Source organism: Jeotgalibacillus sp. 10bf12, assembly GCF_055597105.1.
Genome location: NZ_CP200276.1, coordinates 363178 through 381285, shown reverse-complemented (window position 1 = coordinate 381285; position 18108 = coordinate 363178). Strand labels below are relative to the sequence as shown.

The 18108-nt window shown below is 43.9% G+C and carries 16 protein-coding genes and 1 pseudogene; 8 read left to right on the top strand and 9 right to left on the bottom strand.

Going from position 1 to position 18108, the window contains the following annotated elements; genetic code table 11:
• Positions 1 to 80: 80 nt before the first annotated feature.
• Both DH10bf12_RS01755 and DH10bf12_RS01750 read left to right on the top strand, forming a co-directional pair.
• Positions 81 to 2315 carry an EAL domain-containing protein gene (locus DH10bf12_RS01755; RefSeq protein WP_471736909.1) on the top strand — a complete coding sequence of 745 codons (2235 nt, stop codon included), beginning with the start codon at positions 81 to 83 and terminating at the stop codon, positions 2313 to 2315.
• Between the two features lie 99 nt (positions 2316 to 2414).
• On the top strand, positions 2415 to 2597 hold the full coding sequence (locus DH10bf12_RS01750; protein WP_471736908.1) for a CsbD family protein: 183 nt from the start codon (positions 2415 to 2417) through the stop codon (positions 2595 to 2597).
• A gap of 53 nt (positions 2598 to 2650) precedes the next feature.
• Here the strand turns inward: DH10bf12_RS01750 and DH10bf12_RS01745 are convergent, their stop codons facing one another.
• The 6 genes and pseudogenes from DH10bf12_RS01745 to DH10bf12_RS01720 form a co-directional block, all read right to left on the bottom strand.
• Entirely contained in the window at positions 2651 to 3652 is a 1002-nt protein-coding gene (locus tag DH10bf12_RS01745; RefSeq protein WP_471736907.1) for a sodium:calcium antiporter, read from the bottom strand.
• A 120-nt stretch (positions 3653 to 3772) separates the two neighbouring features.
• Entirely contained in the window at positions 3773 to 4777 is a 1005-nt protein-coding gene (locus DH10bf12_RS01740; RefSeq protein WP_471736906.1) for a sodium:calcium antiporter, read from the bottom strand.
• Between the two features lie 69 nt (positions 4778 to 4846).
• Positions 4847 to 6178, bottom strand: coding sequence for a hemolysin family protein (locus DH10bf12_RS01735; RefSeq protein WP_471736905.1), 1332 nt, complete (start codon positions 6176 to 6178; stop codon positions 4847 to 4849).
• Positions 6179 to 6307: 129 nt separating this feature from the next.
• Complete coding sequence (locus tag DH10bf12_RS01730; protein ID WP_471736904.1) at positions 6308 to 7618, bottom strand: hemolysin family protein; 1311 nt, start codon at positions 7616 to 7618, stop codon at positions 6308 to 6310.
• Positions 7619 to 7656: 38 nt separating this feature from the next.
• On the bottom strand, positions 7657 to 7893 hold the full coding sequence (locus tag DH10bf12_RS01725) for a MerR family transcriptional regulator (RefSeq protein ID WP_471736903.1): 237 nt from the start codon (positions 7891 to 7893) through the stop codon (positions 7657 to 7659).
• Positions 7894 to 7899: 6 nt separating this feature from the next.
• Positions 7900 to 7995, bottom strand: a pseudogene (locus DH10bf12_RS01720) (MerR family transcriptional regulator); the annotation flags it as partial.
• A 294-nt stretch (positions 7996 to 8289) separates the two neighbouring features.
• On the opposite strand from DH10bf12_RS01720, the gene DH10bf12_RS01715 reads away from it, so the two are divergent.
• Positions 8290 to 9150, top strand: coding sequence for a hypothetical protein (locus tag DH10bf12_RS01715; protein WP_471736902.1), 861 nt, complete (start codon positions 8290 to 8292; stop codon positions 9148 to 9150).
• On the opposite strand, the gene DH10bf12_RS01710 is transcribed toward DH10bf12_RS01715, so the two are convergent.
• The gene (locus DH10bf12_RS01710) at positions 9147 to 9407 is read right to left on the bottom strand and encodes a hypothetical protein (protein WP_471736901.1); all 261 of its coding nucleotides are present in this window, start codon (positions 9405 to 9407) and stop codon (positions 9147 to 9149) included. The two genes, DH10bf12_RS01715 and DH10bf12_RS01710, sit on opposite strands and share 4 nt — an antisense overlap.
• Before the next feature lie 223 nt (positions 9408 to 9630).
• Between DH10bf12_RS01710 and DH10bf12_RS01705 the strand changes: the two genes are divergently transcribed.
• Positions 9631 to 10455 (top strand): SDR family oxidoreductase, encoded by an 825-nt coding sequence (locus tag DH10bf12_RS01705; RefSeq protein WP_471736900.1) that lies wholly within the window; start codon positions 9631 to 9633, stop codon positions 10453 to 10455.
• A gap of 569 nt (positions 10456 to 11024) precedes the next feature.
• Positions 11025 to 12524 (top strand): cryptochrome/photolyase family protein, encoded by a 1500-nt coding sequence (locus DH10bf12_RS01700; RefSeq protein WP_471736899.1) that lies wholly within the window; start codon positions 11025 to 11027, stop codon positions 12522 to 12524.
• Between the two features lie 192 nt (positions 12525 to 12716).
• Here DH10bf12_RS01700 and DH10bf12_RS01695 read toward each other — a convergent pair whose 3' ends face one another.
• On the bottom strand, positions 12717 to 14048 hold the full coding sequence (locus tag DH10bf12_RS01695; protein ID WP_471736898.1) for a hypothetical protein: 1332 nt from the start codon (positions 14046 to 14048) through the stop codon (positions 12717 to 12719).
• Positions 14049 to 14301: 253 nt separating this feature from the next.
• On the opposite strand from DH10bf12_RS01695, the gene DH10bf12_RS01690 reads away from it, so the two are divergent.
• The 3 genes from DH10bf12_RS01690 (at position 14302) to DH10bf12_RS01680 (ending at position 16856) form a co-directional block, all read left to right on the top strand.
• Positions 14302 to 15714, top strand: coding sequence for a PepSY-associated TM helix domain-containing protein (locus tag DH10bf12_RS01690; RefSeq protein WP_471736897.1), 1413 nt, complete (start codon positions 14302 to 14304; stop codon positions 15712 to 15714).
• Positions 15707 to 16156 (top strand): FixH family protein, encoded by a 450-nt coding sequence (locus tag DH10bf12_RS01685; protein WP_471736896.1) that lies wholly within the window; start codon positions 15707 to 15709, stop codon positions 16154 to 16156. The genes DH10bf12_RS01690 and DH10bf12_RS01685 overlap by 8 nt, the downstream gene beginning before the upstream one ends.
• 217 nt (positions 16157 to 16373) lie before the next feature.
• Positions 16374 to 16856 (top strand): STAS domain-containing protein, encoded by a 483-nt coding sequence (locus tag DH10bf12_RS01680; RefSeq protein ID WP_471736895.1) that lies wholly within the window; start codon positions 16374 to 16376, stop codon positions 16854 to 16856.
• Between the two features lie 42 nt (positions 16857 to 16898).
• Here DH10bf12_RS01680 and DH10bf12_RS01675 read toward each other — a convergent pair whose 3' ends face one another.
• On the bottom strand, positions 16899 to 17996 hold the full coding sequence (locus tag DH10bf12_RS01675) for an endonuclease (RefSeq protein ID WP_471736894.1): 1098 nt from the start codon (positions 17994 to 17996) through the stop codon (positions 16899 to 16901).
• Positions 17997 to 18108: the final 112 nt, after the last annotated feature.

Here is an 18108-nt window from a genome sequence, read left to right as displayed (position 1 = left end):
CGATATAAAAATTAAAAGAGAGATGAGCGGTCGTGAGAATAAGAACGTTAACGATGTTCGTGCTTAGCGGGTTTTTAATATTGGCTTTTTTGTTTATACAATTTTTGATGACACCTCTGCAGCTTGAAGAAGCGAATGGGTTTGACCAGCAGAGGGTGCAGAGGGATGTGGAGCGGGTACAGAATTATCTTGTGAATGAGCAGGATGACCTGCTGCACCAGACGATCGACTGGAGTGCGTGGGATGAGACGTACTTATTTGTAAATGGTGAGAACCCGGGCTACATAACAGATAATCTTCAGCCGGATATGATTGCTAACCTGCAGGTACAGATCATGATTTACCTTGATCAGAACGGATCGGTTGTTTATCGGTCAGGAGTTGATCGCGATGGTGCAACTTTTGCACTGAGTGAAGGCTTCGTGACCACGGTGAAGGAAGCTGTTGCTCGTCAAGATTTGTTCTATGAATCGCATCAGGGAGAAATGGTCATGATGGCATCACACCAAATTACCAGAAATGATTTTTCTGATCCAACAGGCTACCTGATTATGGGCAGAATAATTGATGAGAATTATCTTGCTGAACTGAGTGAAGAGCTGTCTGTGGATGTTGCATTATCCACTGAGGAGCGGATAATGAGCCTGGAACAGGCGGATAAAATCAGCGGGGAATATATAGTTGAGAATCTGGATGAAAGCTTTTTACTGCCACTTAATGTAGCATCCGACCGGGTATTCTATAAAGAGAAGCAGAAAAACCTGAAAAAATTCAAAACGTGGGCAGCAATTGGGTTTCTGCTGATTACACTGGCCGTCTATTTTCTTTTCAGACAAATGCTCCTCAAACCGATTATGGAGCTCGCTTCAGGTATGAGAAAGCATGACGGCGTTGCCCTGCCGGAGGGGCATCATCTATTCAAGAAACTTTATGAAGTGAAGAAGCTTGAAACCGAGTTTTCAGATATGATCAATGATATCAAAAGAGCAAATGAAGAAATTACAGAAATGGCTTACCATGATCAGTTGACCGGTCTTGGCAATCGCTTCTATCTGACGAAGATGTTTGGTTCGTTTGTTAACAAATCAAAAGTAAAAAAAGCAGTGATCTTTTTCGATCTTGATGGATTCAAAAAAGTCAACGATACATGGGGTCATGAAGTAGGTGATTTACTGCTGAAAGAAGTAGCCGCCAGAGTGAAACAATACTTTGAGCGGGATCAGGTGATGATTTCAAGAATCGGTGGAGATGAATTCGCCGTTATACTTCCATACCGTGAAATGAATGCACTCTTAGATACATGTGAAGAGCTGAAAAACAGGCTGAACACTGAATTCAGAATGGGATCGATCCGGACATTTATCTCAGCAAGTATCGGCATCAGCCTTTTTCCCACTGACGGAAAAGACTTATCCATGCTGTTAAAGCATGCAGATGCTGCAATGTACGAGGCGAAGACTCAAGGTAAAAATCAGGTTTTCCTGTATCAGGATCTTCTTGCAGCCGGACGATATGGGCAGGCAGAGAGACTGAAAGAGGAATCAAAATCAGTCTTATGCACAGAACAGCTGAGTATTGTATACCAGCCGATTTTTGAAGGCAAGGTTCCGGTAATTTCAGGAGTGGAAGCATTATTAAGATGGAAGCACCCTGAATACGGTCCGCTTTCTCCCGAGCTGTTTATTGAGATCTTTGAAGAGAGTGGTGCGATTCACGAGATTGGCAGGTGGGTCCTGAGTGAAGGAATCAAAAATCTAAAAGAATGGCATAAACTCGGCTATCCAAATATGTCGCTTTCGATCAATTTCTCTAAAACCCAGTTGCTCCACTATACAGAATTTCTTGAAACGCTTGATCAGGAATTAGAAGCACACCATATCCAGCCGCATCTGATTATCGTTGAAATAACTGAAAGTGAAGTTTCTTATTATGATAATGATCTGATGCATTTTATTGAAGCGGTACAAAAGCGTAGGGTGAGAATTGCACTTGATGATTTTGGAAAAGGAACGTCATCTCTTTACGGATTGAGAAATCTGCCTGTTGATATTGTAAAAATTGACCGGAGTTTCATGGAGAGTATTCCTTATGAAAATTTCAATTCAAGTATACTATCAGGTATTTACAGCCTTCTTAAACAGCTCGATATTGAAGTTGTTGCTGAAGGAATTGAAAATGAAGAGCAGCTGAACTTTATTGTCAGACAGGGTGAAACAAAAATGCAGGGATTTTACTTTAGTAAGCCAGTCAGCCCTGATGAACTGACAAAGATCTTAACAGGAGAATCAATCCAGGTGAATTCACATCCATTCTAACCAATCAATGCCTGACATAGTCTAACCGATTAAAAGGAAATGTTTGTACTTTTCTCATAAGGGAATGCATGGACTATTAACTTCTAAGGAGTGTTATATATGGCTGATAAAGGATTGAGTGACAAGGTAAAAGGTGCTGTGAACAAGGTAAAGGGTGAAACGAAGGATCAGGTGGGGAATGCAAAAAATGATCCGAATATGCAGTCTGAAGGTAAGAAAGATAAGACAAAAGGTGATATTCAGGATGGCGTAGGTAATTTTAAGAATAACGTGAATAAATAAACACCAAGAAAGCTCCTGTTCAACTAAAGCAGGAGCTTTTTTATGTTTACAAATCAGCTGTTGATAAAAATCAGATAAGATGACACGAAGTAGACAACTACAGCCAGCATGGAAGGCAGCATGTACCTAAAGCCGGATGCTGCTTTTTTCCTCAAAATAGCATACGTCAAAATGCCTGAAAGAATAAAAATACCGATTGCGGTTGTTAAGTGAGAAGTTGAAACAGATGTAACGATCGAGCCTTCTCTATAAACGGCATCAGCACCTGCAATGATAAAAATATTAAAAATGTTACTACCCAGAATCGACCCGATCGCAAGGTTAATATTTTTAAGGCGTAATGCCACTAAGACAGACACTGCTTCAGGAAAGGACGTTGCAGCAGCGACCAGAAAGCTTCCGACAAAGCTTGAACCGAGACCTGTAATCACAGCGATCTTGTCGCCCATAATGGATAACATTGTCCCTGCACCCATAATGACAATCGCTGCAATAGTAAATCCGATTACAGCATATCTGAGAGAGATCGTTTTTTCTGAAGAATCGACTTTGGCCAGCAGTGGGTCTTCATGTTGTTTAAGCGTCTGTTTATTTTTTGATAAGCGTCCAAGAATCATTATTTTTGCTAAGTAAATCGCTGCAATCAGCAGGGAATCAATCCCTAATCCAAGAATTGTATAGTCGATCCGTATCATGAGCGACAGCGTTATCAGCAATGTCAGCATCATGCCAATTCCTGCAGTAAATAAATGATCGTTACTGGCCTGTAAAAAGAGCTGTTTTTTTCTGAAGTAAAGGTCAAAACAGGCAATAATAAAAACGTTAAATAAATTTGATCCAAGCAGATTTCCGATTGCGATATCATTGTTCCCAATCCATACTGCTGAAAAACTTGTTGTTACTTCCGGCAAAGACGTTGCTCCTGCGAGTAAAATGGTACCTACTAACAGTCCGCCCATTCCTGTCTTTGTACTAATCACGTCTGCGTATGTAGAAAGTTTCATTGCGGCATAAATTGTAACGACTGCAGCAAGTATAAACCAGACAAACGCCATCTGACATCACTTCCTTGTGTAGACTGCTATCCTACCTGATAGCTTTCCCACATTTACAAAAATTATGTCCCTGATATAAACACGAAAAAACCCTGGTGTGTTAAACCAGGGTTAAGCTCGTTAGCTATTAACGAAAATCAGATATGATGATACGAAATAAACCACGACAACAAGCATAGAAGGCAGCATGTATTTAAAAGAAGAAGTTGCTTTTTTCATCAATACAGCCCAGATCGCGATCACAGACAGAATCGTCACACCGATTGCAGTGGTTAAATGGGAGTCTGAGACACTTGTGATGATTGCGCCTTCCCGGTAAATCAGATCTGATCCTGCAAGAATCAGCATGTTAAATATGTTACTTCCGAGAATCGATCCCATCGCAAGGTTAATATTTTTCAGACGCAGTGCAACAAGTACAGATACTGCTTCAGGCAGTGATGTGGTCGCAGCAACCAGGAAGCTCCCGACAAAACTCGATCCGAGTCCTGTGATGACTGCGATCTGATCACCCATGATTGAAAGGACAGTCCCTGCACCCATGATCACAATGGCTGCAATGCTAAATCCAATCACAGCGTGTTTTACTGACATCGTAAATTCTGATGATGTCACCGGGTGCGCAGCAGGTGCTTCAGCCTGCGGAAGAGAAGGCTGATCTGACTTGGATAAGCGGCCGATAATCGAGATACCTGCAATATAAATAATCACGATCAGGATGGAATCAATACCCATCCCTAAAATCGTATAATCAATGCGTAACGTTAACGCAATCATGACAAGCAGTGTCAGCAGTAAGCCGAGCCCTGCTGTATAAAGGTGATCATTGCTAGCCTGTAAAAAGAGCTTTTTCTTTCTGTAATACAGGTCAAAGCAGGCAAGGATAAACACGTTAAATAAGTTTGATCCGAGCACGTTACCAATCGCAATATCATTATTTCCAATCAAAACAGCTGAAAGGCTCGTTGTCACCTCAGGAAGGGAAGTAGCTCCTGCGAGTAAGAGCGTACCGACAAGCAGACCGCCCATTGCCGTTTTCGTGCTGATCACATCAGCGTATGTTGACAGCTTCATTGCTGCATATACGGTGACAATTGCAGCCAGGATAAACCAGACAAATGCCATATGTATTCTCCTCTGAAAATTATTGGTTAAGCTTTATATAAAAGAAAGGCTGCTAAAGCAGCAGCCTTGTTAAGACTCTTTTTCAGATTCAGGATCATCAGGTCTCAGTACAGTGATTTTCACACGTTCAATCCGGTTTTCAGATAGTTCGAGTACATCAAAACGAACATTCTTAAACTGGATATAAGGCCTTTCATATTCATCCGGAATATAACCGAGTTCATGAATTATAAAGCCGCTCACAGTATCGAGTTCTTCTGATGGAAGACTGACTTTAATGATTTCCTCAAGCTCCCACAGACGGTAAGTACCTTCAGTTATATATACACCAGGAGCCTGTTCAATGATCTCTTCGTCAGCATGACCATGTTCAAGGCTTTCACTTGAGATCTCGCCGACAATTTCCTCAATGACATCTTCAATTGTAATCAGCCCTTCAGTTCCGCCATATTCATCAATGACAATCGCAATATGGGTGTTGCTCTTTTGCATAGAAGCGAAGAGTACATCAATCGGCTGGGACTCCAGGACGAAAAATGGCTTTCTGATCAGGTTTTTTAAATGAAAAGGTTCATCGTTACCAATATACTGGAAAAGGTCCTTGGCATGCAACACCCCGATTATATTATCAATCGATTCTTCATAAACGGGGAATCGCGTAAAGCGCTCTTCTTTTACCAGTGAGAGCACATCTTCAAAAGACGCAGCAATGGGCAGTGCTGAGATATCTCTGCGGTGCGTGATAATATCTGTTGCAATCTTATCGTTGAACTCGAAAATATTGTTAATCAATATTTTTTCTTCCGGATTGATCGTTCCTCTTTCACGGCCTACATCCACAAGCATTCTGATGTCTTCCTCTGTTGCTTCTTCATTTCGTGCATTCGGGTCAACGCCGAACAGTCGAACCACTGCGTTTGTGGATACAGTCAAAATGAATACAATCGGGCCACTGATTTTCGCCAGCACTGTAAGAGGTGTAGCAGCTGTTCTGGCAATTGCATCAGCCTTTTGAAGCGCCAGCTGTTTTGGTACAAGTTCACCAAAGACAAGTGTGAAGTAAGATAAAACGATGGTAATGGTGATAACTGAGAGTGTATTCAATACACCAAGTGATAATGGGACGCCCCAGGCAACAAGTGTTTCAGCAAGCGGGCCCGCAAAGAAATCCGCAGCAAACGCACTGGACAAGAATCCCGCAAGCGTTATCCCGATTTGAATTGTACTCAAGAACAGGCTGGGTTTAGATATCAGATCATATATTTTTTTCGCTTTCGCATCCCCATGATCTGCATCCCGCTTTACTTTATTGTCGTTCAAATTCACAAGAGCAAGCTCTGAAGCAGCAAAAAAAGCATTAATCAAAATCAATACGGCTAACGTAACGAGCGCAATCGTCAACAGTAATTCCTCCATGAATGTAGTTATTAATCTTTTATTCCCGTTTTTTATCAAGGTCTAACCCATAGATTAATAGATGGATGTACACAAAACCCCGCACAGCATGCCGTACGGGGGCATGGTCTCACATTAAGCCTGAGCCATCTGAATATCCAGACGCACTCTTAAAACCTGATGATTATCCATTTCTTCAACTGTCCAGATATGCTTCTCATCTGTCAGGAACTGATCGCCTTCAGACACTTCATCTTTCTTATGAAGCACCCAGCCGGCTATTGTATCGACATCTTCGGCACCTTCAAACGCCACGCCAAATCGTTCTTCAAGCTCATCTAGCAGCACGCGTCCATTGACACAGTAAGCAAGTTCACTTACTTCCTCAATGTCATTTCGCTCATCCTCATCGAACTCATCACGGATCTCACCGACAATCTCCTCAAGAATATCTTCAAGTGTCAGCAATCCTGATGTTCCCCCATGGTCATCAATGATCAGCGCCATATGCACGCGCTCAATCTGCATTTTCAGCATCGCATCCTGAAGGGGTGTATGTTCAGGAAGCAGCACAATTTCATGAAGGGAATCAGACAGGCTGTGGGAGCGGTTACGTACAATATTTGTCAGCATTTCCTTTACGTTAATAAAACCGATAATATGATCTTTATCCTGATCGTTTGTCACAGGGAAACGCGTATACTGGTGTTCATCAATGATGCTGAGAATCTCTTCTGTTGTCATACTGATATCAAGCGTCTCCATCTGTACACGGGGAACCATGATATCCTTGGCAACACTTTCATCAAAGGCAAAGATATTTTCCATAAATGAAAGTTCAGTCTGATTGATCTCACCGCTCTTAAAGCTTTGTGCCATGATAATCTTAAGCTCTTCTTCAGAGTGCGCCTGCTCATGACCCGCCGGCTGAACGCCAAACGCGCGAAGTAATAATCGTGCAGAACCATTCAGTGTCCAGATCGCCGGAAACATAATTTTACCGAACCAGTAAAGCGGACGGGCAAGTATCAGTGTCATTCTCTCTGCAAATTGAATCGCAAGCGTCTTCGGTGCAAGTTCCCCGATGACAACGTGTAAAAAAGTCACCAGTGCAAACGCCACAGCGAATGAAACGATCGTCGACATCGCTGCTGGCACACCGAGATTGTCAAACACAGGGTGAAGAATCTTTTCAACAGTCGGCTCACCAAGCCATCCAAGACCAAGTGCTGTCACTGTAATCCCGAGTTGACATGCTGATAGATAATAGTCCAGATCTGTCACAAGCTTTTTCACAATCGGTGCTGTTTTATTCCCTTCAGCAATCAGCTGATCTACACGCGACATTCTCACCTTTACAACCGCAAACTCAGATCCTACGAAGAAGGCTGTCAAACCGATTAACACGGCTACAAGCCCAAGATTTAAATACAATATACTGTCCAATAAATTCCCCTGAAAAAGGGGATTCACCTCCGAAAATTTTAACTTAATAGTGTCGTCATCAGCTGAAGCAGTGGAATCATTTTCAGCTGAATCTCTTCCTTAATCATATGCCGTTCCTCAGGAGCTGCTTCCGATAGCTCCTCTTTCAGCGATAAAATCTTTTCTTCCAAATGAGCAATCTCCGCGTTTACTTCCTGCAGTGCAGGACTCGACACAGGCTTCATTTCCATCAAAACCTTAATCTCATCAAGCGTCATTCTCCGGTCCTTTAACAACTGAATTTCCTTCAGTGTCTCCAGAACAGACTCAGGATATAACCGGTAATTCGAAGCAGAACGCTCAAAAGGTAAAAGCCCAATCTGGGTATAGTAATCAATTGTCCGGGTTGAAAGCCCACTGCGCTTCGCAACCGTTCCAATTCGTATTAGCGCCTTCCCAAAATAGTCATCGTCCTCTCGTTATGCAAAGTAAGAAAAGTATACAGTGTAACGTGATGGTTAGCAATGGTTTTATCTTTTGGTGGTACAGGAGGATGGAAGTTTATGTATCGAAACGGACATGATAACCATCAAGATACAACACCTCCGTCCTCCTGTATCAGTTTGTACTTCACTCAGGCAGGGAATAAAACCCTCAAGCAAAAGCATTGAATTAGAGAAAGGAATCTCATAATGGACCAAAAAAGACTCTCTCAGCACAACTTAATAGAGGCCATCAACCTGATCCGAAAAGCGGCTGATCTTCAGGAAAGCCTGCAGCAAACCGTATTTGCCGATCAGGTGATGGAGCGGTCGATTCCGGTCGTATGGTTTGGCATGCGCTCACCCGGATCAGTGATTACGATCGGAACAAATCCCTCTTCCAAAGAGTTTGTTGCCTCTGACGGAAGCCTGCTTGCTGCAGAAAAATCACGCTTTTTTGTGAGGGAAGAGGGAGTGAGCCTGAACCAATATCAGCAGAGTGAGCAGTCATTGATTGAAACAGTTAAGCATTACCAGACCTACTTTGAGCGCAACACTGTTTACAGCGGATGGTTTGGCAAAAAGGGTGGTGCGAAGCTTGAAGGATTCTTGAATGGAATGGGGTATTCGTTTTATAAGGAAACAGGAATGCCACCAGCTGTACATATCGACTTTTTTCCGATTCCAACTTTAAAGCAGATGGGGACGATCAGGGGCAGGGAAGCTGTCATAGATTCACCAGTGATTAAATCCCTTTTAAGCGATACCATCAATTTTCTTGCGCCAGGGAAAATCCTGATCCTTGGAAAAGAGCACTGCGAGAGGTTTCAAAAGTTTTATACTGAGACAGCGCTCGGTGAGGTTCATGCGGTAGAAGGTTATCCTGATGCACGCTATCAAAAAGGCTATAGTGAGGAATTTAGAGCGGAAGTGATTGGCCTGCATTTTAAACCATCCGAGCAATTTCTTGCGCTTGGTGGTGGAGTAGATGATAACGGGCTGAGTCATGGGAGCTACGGAGGCAGGGAGGCAATCAGACAGATTGGTGAGGCAGTGGACAGGCAGACTTAAAAGCCTCCAGTCACTGCCGCAAATATCACTGTTCCGACCATGACACTACCCAGAATGAGAAAAGAATAGGCGGTCTTCTTCCCGTGATCAGGGTTCACGTAATATTCTGCGCCGTTTGCAAACATCAGCAGCGCAATCAGAATCATCATAAGTGTTTCTGACAAAAAGCCACCGTCACCCCATAGCATGAAACCTGCATTAATCAAAAAAATGACTGCAGCTACCTGTGCTGCAATTTGTAAAAATTTCAACTTCATTGAGATCCCTCATTTTAGTTTGTTACTGGTTATTATAACTTTAAATGGAAAAATACGCACTGAGTTAAATGAAGCTGGCGCATTGGGGACGGAGGTAAGTGGTTCATCATCATAATCATTCTAAATGTGGCGCGCTGAACTCCGTCCCTGATGTGCCCTTCAAGGTTTACATTCCCACATAAAGGGAAAAACATGTATATACAAACAAATGGAGGTTTTTCAGATGGCCCGATTAAATGGGAAGACAGCAATTATTACAGGAGCCGCTACTGGTATTGGTGAAGCGACAGCGCATGTTTTTGCAGAGGAAGGTGCTGTAACGGTACTTGCGGATGTGAATAAAGATGCGCTTGATCAGGTAGTCAGTGAGATCACAAGTAACGGCGGGAAGGCAGTTGCTTATGAGGTTGATGTGTCTGATGAAAAAAGCGTCGAGTCATTTGCAGAAGCGATAAAGGAAGAATATAAAACGGTAGATGTCTTATTTAACAATGCAGGCGTCGATCAGCAGGGTGGAAAGGTACATGAATACCCGATTGAACTGTTTGACCGTATTATCGCAGTGGACCTTCGCGGGACGTTCCTGATGAGTAAATTTATCATTCCGTTAATGATGGACCGCGGTGGTTCGATCATTAACAACGGTTCTATGTCGGGACACGCTGCAGACCTGGACCGCTCAGGCTACAACGCGGCTAAAGGCGGCATAATCAATTTTACAAAGGCAACTGCGATTGATTATGCACGTAACGGCATCCGGGTAAATTCAGTTTCACCTGGAACAATCGAAACGCCTCTGATTGATGAGCTTGTCGGCTCAAAGCAGGAAGAAATGGGTGAAGCATTCCGTGAAGCCAACAAGTGGATCACACCGCTTGGCAGACTAGGTAAACCGCGTGAAATGGCAACAGTCGCGCTATTCCTTGCTTCAGATGATAGCTCATATGTAACAGGTGAGGACATCAAAGCAGACGGTGGTATTCTCGCTTACACATGGCCGGGTAAAATGCTGATTGAGCAGGATGAGTGGAAGAAGGATACAGAGTAACAATAAGAAAAAACGCTATGGGCAACCCCGTTTTTAAACGGAGCTGTTCATAGCGTTTTTTTATATCAGCTGATGACGTTACTGACACCCTCATAAATCAGAAAGCCGGATAAGATCCCGCTCACGATGAAATAAAAATAGGCTAATTTATTTCCGGTAGATTTATCCCGGTATGATTCCAATCCCAAAGAGACAGTTAAAATGATTGTCAGAACTGAGAGCCAGACGGAACCAATGAGCTCAGTATCTGCAAACCACCTTAGTCCGACGCTAATCAGAACAACCGCTGCCGCGATGTAAGAAATCATCCGAAAAGCTTTTAAATACAACGAATCACCTGCCAATTTTTGTTTTTCATTATAGCATGATGCAGGTGGATGATAAAACCGGTGCAGCGGGGACGAAGTTGAGTGAGTCGTTTTAAGAATGATTCTAAAAGTGGCGTACTGAACTTCGTCCCCGGTGTGCATATTTCATGACAACGCAACCTCCGTCCCCGGCAGGTACATGCACATTCCCCCGACTCATCCTCCGCCACAATGGGTATACCACTAACAGGAGGTGATCCCATGGCAACACGCTGGATCTTTGGGAATCAATTGTGTCATGAGCTGCCGGTTGTGAAAGAGGCGGATAAAGACGACGTTTTTTTGATGATTGAGGCGCAGTCGCGGTCGACGTGGCAGCATTATCATAAGCAGAAGCTGGTGCTGATTTTTTCTGCGATGCGGCATTTTGCATCGGAGCTTGAGGAGAAAGGGTTTCGGGTGGATTACCGTGAAGCGGAGTCGTTTGAGGATGCGTGGAAGGCTCACGCGAAAGCGTTTGAGCCTGAAAAAGTTTATTATACGGTGCATACAGATTACCGGATGACGCAGGCGATGAAAAAGTGGGAGAAGTCGCTGTCGGATATTGAAGTGGAAGTGCTTGATGCCCGCCCGTTATTTTTACTGACGGCTGAGGAAATCAAAAGTGAGCTGAAAGGTGACGGTCCGTGGAAGATGGATCCTTTTTACCGGAGGATGCGAAAGCGGCTTGAAGTGCTGATGGAAGACGATGATCCGGTTGGCGGTAAGTGGTCATTTGATCAGGAAAACCGCAAGTCTGCTAAGGGAAACACCACATTTACAAAGGCGCGTTCATTCAGACCGGATGATGTCACGAAAGAAGTGATGGAAAAGGTTGAAAAACAGTTCGGAGATAATCCGGGTGAACTGAAGCCATTCAGGTGGCCGGTAACGCGAAAAGAAGCGCTTCAGGCACTGAACCAGTTTATAAAGGAAAGGCTTGAAACCTTCGGGACTTATCAGGATGCGATGCTTGAAGGGGATGACTTTATGTCACACTCGCTGCTTTCTTCTTCTATTAATATTGGTCTGCTGACGCCAATGGAAGTGGTCAGAAAAGCTGAACAGGCCTATCTGAACGGGGAGGTGCCGCTTAATTCAGCTGAAGGTTTTATCAGGCAGATCATTGGCTGGCGCGAATTTATACGGGGTGTCTATCTGAAGAAAATGCCAAAGTATCGTGATGTAAATAAATTCAGCCATCAGCGCGATCTGCCTTCTTTTTTCTGGGATGCAGAGACTGAGATGAATTGTATGCATGAATCAATTCGGCCGGTTGTGGAACATGGATATAACCATCATATTCAACGGCTGATGGTGATCGGTAACTATGCAACTCTCTTTGGGCTATCACCGCAGCAAACCTCCGACTGGTTCAACGAAATGTATGTCGATGCCCACGACTGGGTCGTCCTTCCAAATGTACTCGGTATGGCGCTCTATGCTGATGGAGGCGTGCTTTCCACCAAGCCTTACGTCGCATCAGGCAAATACATCAACAAAATGAGCAACTACTGCGGCTCCTGTAAATATAACGTCAACCACCAGACAGAAGAAGATGCCTGTCCATTTAACGCGCTATACTGGCACTTTTTAGACCGGAACGCTGACAAACTCAGCGACAATCACCGGATGGGGCTAGTCTATAAACAGTGGCAGAAGCGGGATGCTAACAAGAAGAAGGAAATTTTGGAGAAGGGAGAGCGGCTGCTTAATGAATAAGCGGCACAGCGGGGACAGAGTTGCGTGATTCATTTTGATCATCATTCTAAAAATGGCGCACCACAACTCCGTCCCCAAGTGTGCCGTTTTGTCATCATTCTCAAAGCGGCAAAAATATGAGTTCAAATCACAAAAATGCCGGGCACAACACCCGGCATTTTTTTATTTATATTCATTTAGGGGGAATGAATATTAATGGTCGTGCGGTTCACCTTTTTTAATCGCAATTAGTGCAGTTGGTGCTGTGTCGAAAGTTTTAATGACTTTTGCTTCTTCATATGCAGGATCAACCTGATGAAGTGTCATTGTTGCAGGATCTGTTACATATACAATCCCTTCAACGAGTGCAAGGGCAGGGTTTGGTGTTCCATGGCCATGACCTTCTGAAAGAGCGATCGGGTCGATTACTGCAGTTTCTGATTCAATTTCTCCTGTCGATAAATGAATCATAATAAGTGAACCGTTTTTACCCAGGACGTATGCATGCTCTTCATCCATTGCCATACTGCCGACATATTCCATCCCAAGATCGATTGTTTCGATTGTACGATCTTTCAAGTGAATCAGGGAGAGATGAGTATTTAAAGAAGCATTTTCTTTGCTGCTATAGTTTCCAATCATATAATCAGAGTCTGAGATTCCCTTAAGAGATCCAACTCTTGCCTCTTCATCAGGCAGTGCGAGCTCCGTTATGCTATTGTCGGCCGGGTGATACAGAAGCACCTGTCCTTCACAGCCGAAAGCGACTGTTTCCGTTTCGTCCGATCCACCGGAAGCTTCTCCATGGAGACCGGGACAGTTTGGATAAGTTGTTTCTTTTTCACCTTCAGTATTATAAATCGTAATCCCCTCAGGAAGTGGCTGCGGATTTTCTTCTGGTGTATAGGAAACAATGTTACGTCCGTCTGAGAGTGGAACTGCCACCCCGTGGTGAGGAACTGTCTGAATTGCTGCCACTGGTGCCGGTGCATTCTCAGTCGTTAATGATGTATCCTCATAAACCTGCACTTCTCCGCTGCCATCATCAAAGATAGCGGTGCGGCCGATATGATTTACAAAATGAGTGGGCTGCTCACCTTCTATTTCGTATGATGAAAGTACCGGGCTTTCTATGTAATCATGTGCATGATCCCCATGAGCTTCAGACCACACCCCTGAATCCAGCAGCTTTATCACGCCATTCTCACGGTCATTTACAAAAATATGGCGCTGGTCTGGTGATAGGCTAAGAGCAGAAACGCTCAGATCAAGAGATTCAATGACCTCATCATGATCACTATCCAAAATCCAGATGCCGTTTTCATGAGCCACTGTCAAACGTGCAGTGGTTTCATTGCCGTGCGCGTGTTCCTCATGGTCATCCTCATCATGATGATCCTCCACCTCATGATCACTTTTCTCCTCAGTTGCAGTTTCATTGCTGTCAGTACTGTTTGTCTCCTGAGAGGTGTCAGAAGTATTACATGCAGCCAGTACAAGAACACCAAGCATAAGTGTCCAGAAAAATAATGTGTATTTTTTCAAAAACGTCAGCTCCTTTTATGTAAATAGTAATCATTACGTTTTACATATTATCTTTTCTTTGAATGCGATGCAAGTGAAAGATTGACATTCTTACTTTTATTTTCATTTCTATTTCACGCTAACTTCACACGCCGCTGCTAAAATTTTTAAATACAGCTCAGAAAAAGTGATCCATTTAAAAAAATTCTGCGTTAGTTAAGTAATAGGATTGTGAAATGAAAGGGGCATGTGTGCCCGGGAAGGAGTGGTGAGGATGGAAGCGTTGAAGATGAGTGAGCGTGAAGTAAGTGAGAAGAAGGGGAAAAAACGCAGTGCTTCATTGTATCAAGCGGTATGGAGGTGGCACTTTTATGCGGGGTTAATTTTTTCGCCGTTTTTACTGATTTTAGCTTTTAGCGGGGGCGTGTACTTATTTAAGCCTCAGATTGAAAATGTCATGTATCAGGACCTGTACTTTGTGGAAGAGGGAGGAACAGCGCTTGCTGTATCCGAACAAACAGCAGGTGTGCTGGAAAGTTATCCTGATGCAAGTGTGACATCGGTCAGTTTTTACGATGATCCGGCGCGTTCAACTGAAGTAGGAATTATGCAAAACGGCGAAGCAGCATCCGTTTATGTGAATCCTTATAATGCTTCAGTACTAGGGGATATACCATCCGGTGAAAGGTTTACTGATATTTTCGTCAGTATTCATAGTGAATTGTTAATTGGCGGAACAGCAGCTAACCTGCTTGTAGAGCTTGCGGCGTGCTGGGCTGTGATTTTACTGATCACGGGTCTTTATATGTGGTGGCCAAGAAAGCGGTCAGCGATTTGGGGGACTGTGCTTCCGAGACTTAGAAGCAAAGGCAGGACTTTCTGGCGTGACATGCATGCCGTGCCGGCTTTCTGGCTTTCTCTTGGCATTCTGGTTTTGGTTTTGACAGGATTGCCATGGTCAGGCGTGATGGGTGAACAGATTAATCGTCTGGCTACTTCTACAAATACAGGTTATCCTGCATTTGCCCAGAGCTTTGGTGAAAAGCCTGAGTCACAGATACTTGCAAAGGATATAGCATCTGACGTGCCGTGGGCTTCTGAAAATATGCCTGTGCCGTCATCAGTGGATAACGGATATGTTCCGATCTCAGTTGATGATGCTGTGGGGGTAGCATCACAGCAAAATATCGCAAAGCCTTATACGATTTCAATGCCTCAGGGCGAAGCTGGCGTTTATACACTGGCAACCTCTCATTCGAATCCATCTGATAGTGCTACTCTTCACCTGGATCAGTATACGGGGTCCATTTTAAGTGATGTGCGTTTTCAGGATTACGGCATCATGGCTCAGGGCATTACGCTTGGTATTGCACTGCACGAAGGACGGCTGTTCGGACTTGCCAATCAGATTCTTGGTCTGATTGTTTGTATCGGATTGATCTTTGTCATTATCAGTTCATATGTGATGTGGAAAAAGCGCAAACTAAAAGGGCGTTCAGGGGCACCTGCTAAGCCAAAAGACAGGAACATGACACGGGTTGTGTTTTTTATCATGCTGGCGCTTGGTGTACTGATGCCACTTGTCGGAATCTCAATCATCGTGATGTATTTGCTTGACCGATTTGTGATCCCGCGCATTAGACCTTTACGAAAGCAGCTGTTTGAAGGAGGGGGAGCAAATGAGTAAAAAAATCGCAGCATTGACATTAGCAGGGGCTGTATTTTTGAGCGGATGTGCAGCAGGAAATCCCGAAGCGAGACTGGCTGAGCCTCTTGAAACGTATATCTACTTACCTGAAAGCATTTCAGCAGACATACCGGAAACATTTACAGTGCATGTAACCGAAAACGGTGAACTACTTGAAACTGCGGATGATATCACCATTGAGGTGTGGCAGGAAGCAGCGGAAGAATCTCAATGGATCGAGGCACAAAGCAGTGAAGCGGGTGTTTACACTGCTGAAGCCTCTTTTGAAGAAGAAGGGCTTTACTATATACAGGCGCACGTCAGTTCAGGAGACGTATCATCTATGCCGGTTAAAAGTTTTACAGTTGGTGAGTTGACCGAAGAAGAGCAGGCGATTGTAGAGGATGAGCCCGAAGAGCATGATGAGGGACATCATCATTAGGGTGTAGTTTTATGAGCGGCTCAGCGGGGACAGAGTTGCGTGGTTCATTGTAATCATCATTCTAATTTTGTCGCACTGAACTCTGTCCCCCAGTGGGTTAATTTTGTGATTATTTCCATTTTGATACAACAACCTCCGTCCCCGCTGTATCATTGGTTACATAACCTCATTTCCCGGGTATACAAAGAGTATCCTGAGGGCGAAAAGAGGGAGTGCCATGAGTGAGTCAATTGAAAGTTTAAAACAGGAGATCAATCGCCTGAATGAAAAGCTTGAACGTTATGAAACATATATTAAGGAGCTCTCTGCACCAATTATTCCGTCCATTGTACCGCATACGATTCTGGTTCCTTTAACGGGAGGGATCACTGAAGAGAGGCTGACACATATTCTGGAGGCGATTCTTCATCATTTGCAGTACGGGGAAGTAGAGAATGTGCTGATTGATTTATCAGGCACGAATATAAATGATGTGGACAGTTCGGATTATCAGCTGATGGCTGCGAAGATGAGAGATCTGATCGGGGCGATTAAGCTGATGGGTGCACGAACGATTTTTGTCGGATTTTCTCCGTTGTTCGCAAGAGAGATGGTGCTGTCAGGGGTTGTAAGGGACGGACGGATTCATTCTTTTTCGACGTTCCGCAGTGCACTTCAGCATATCATGAAGGATAAAGGATTTGAAATGAATCAACGATAAAAGCAGACCCTCTTTTTGAAAAGGGCCTGCTTTTTTACATGATTACCAAATTGCTTCAACGTACTCAGGATTATCAATAAATGGATTGCGATTTCCCTGATATGATTCGAAAATAACTTCATTCCGGTTACGTTCAAATGCATCAACCGGGTCCTGTTCATGCCATTCTTTTAACGTAGAGACCTTCCCGAGATAAGGACCTGAGACGTCAACCTGATCAAGTACTTCAAGGTCTACTTCACCTGCGTCGCCTTCATAGCGTACTGCCATGTAGAACACCATACGTGCAATATCACCTTTTACTTCATCGCGCGGCTCCCATGAATCACTGTCGTAAAACGTGTCAGGAGCTTCAGGGTGAATTCTGCCACCGTTATCAAAATCAAGATTCTGTCTTGATGAATTAACTGTTACATCAGTCGGTCTGAGTGCATGCAGGTCAGTACCGGTTCCCATAGAGGTTCCGAAGTCTCCTTTAGACTGAGGCCAGACATGCTCGCGGTTCCATTCATCTACAAGGCCGCCATTATCATATTTTGAAATGGATTTCCCTGTATATAAAAGAAGTACGTTATTTGAATTATTCGGATCCTCATCTGTATTGCGCAGCGCGTCCCATGCATTTGCGTAGGAAATCTCCTGATGATCATCAATAATATTATGTAGTGCCTGCTTTAATGCCACACCAGTCAAGCCTTCTGCATCAGCATAATAGCCTGTTCCCGGTGTGCCTGGATCTCCGCCTGCTTCACGGGTAATAGATGTAACTGACTCAACACCTTCGTGAGCGAAATAGTCGTCACGCGTGCCATCCACAACAATGTAGTCCCCTAAATTTGAAGGGTTGCTCATTAAGCCATATTCACTGCGATATCCCGCATCCAGCTTCACAAAAATCATCTCTGATATCTGTGTTTCACCTGGATCGTCCGCCAATGCGAGCGCATAGTCACTTGTGAAATTAGATTGCTGCACAGTGGACGTTGACACCGGCACCCCCACAATATAACCGCCTACTGTCACATCTGTTCCGTTTGGTTCATTCATTGCATCATTCACAGATAGCAGCGTTGAACCCGATACAACCGGCACTGCAATCAGCAGCACAAGCGTGACCATTAATAAAATTGCTTTTTTCATTCTGACACTCCTCTAAAATAGATTACCCTCAGGCAACACTATCTTTCGCAAAAAGTGACTTAATCCCTTTAATAAATAGTCACATTTTAATAAATAAACAAATAAACATACA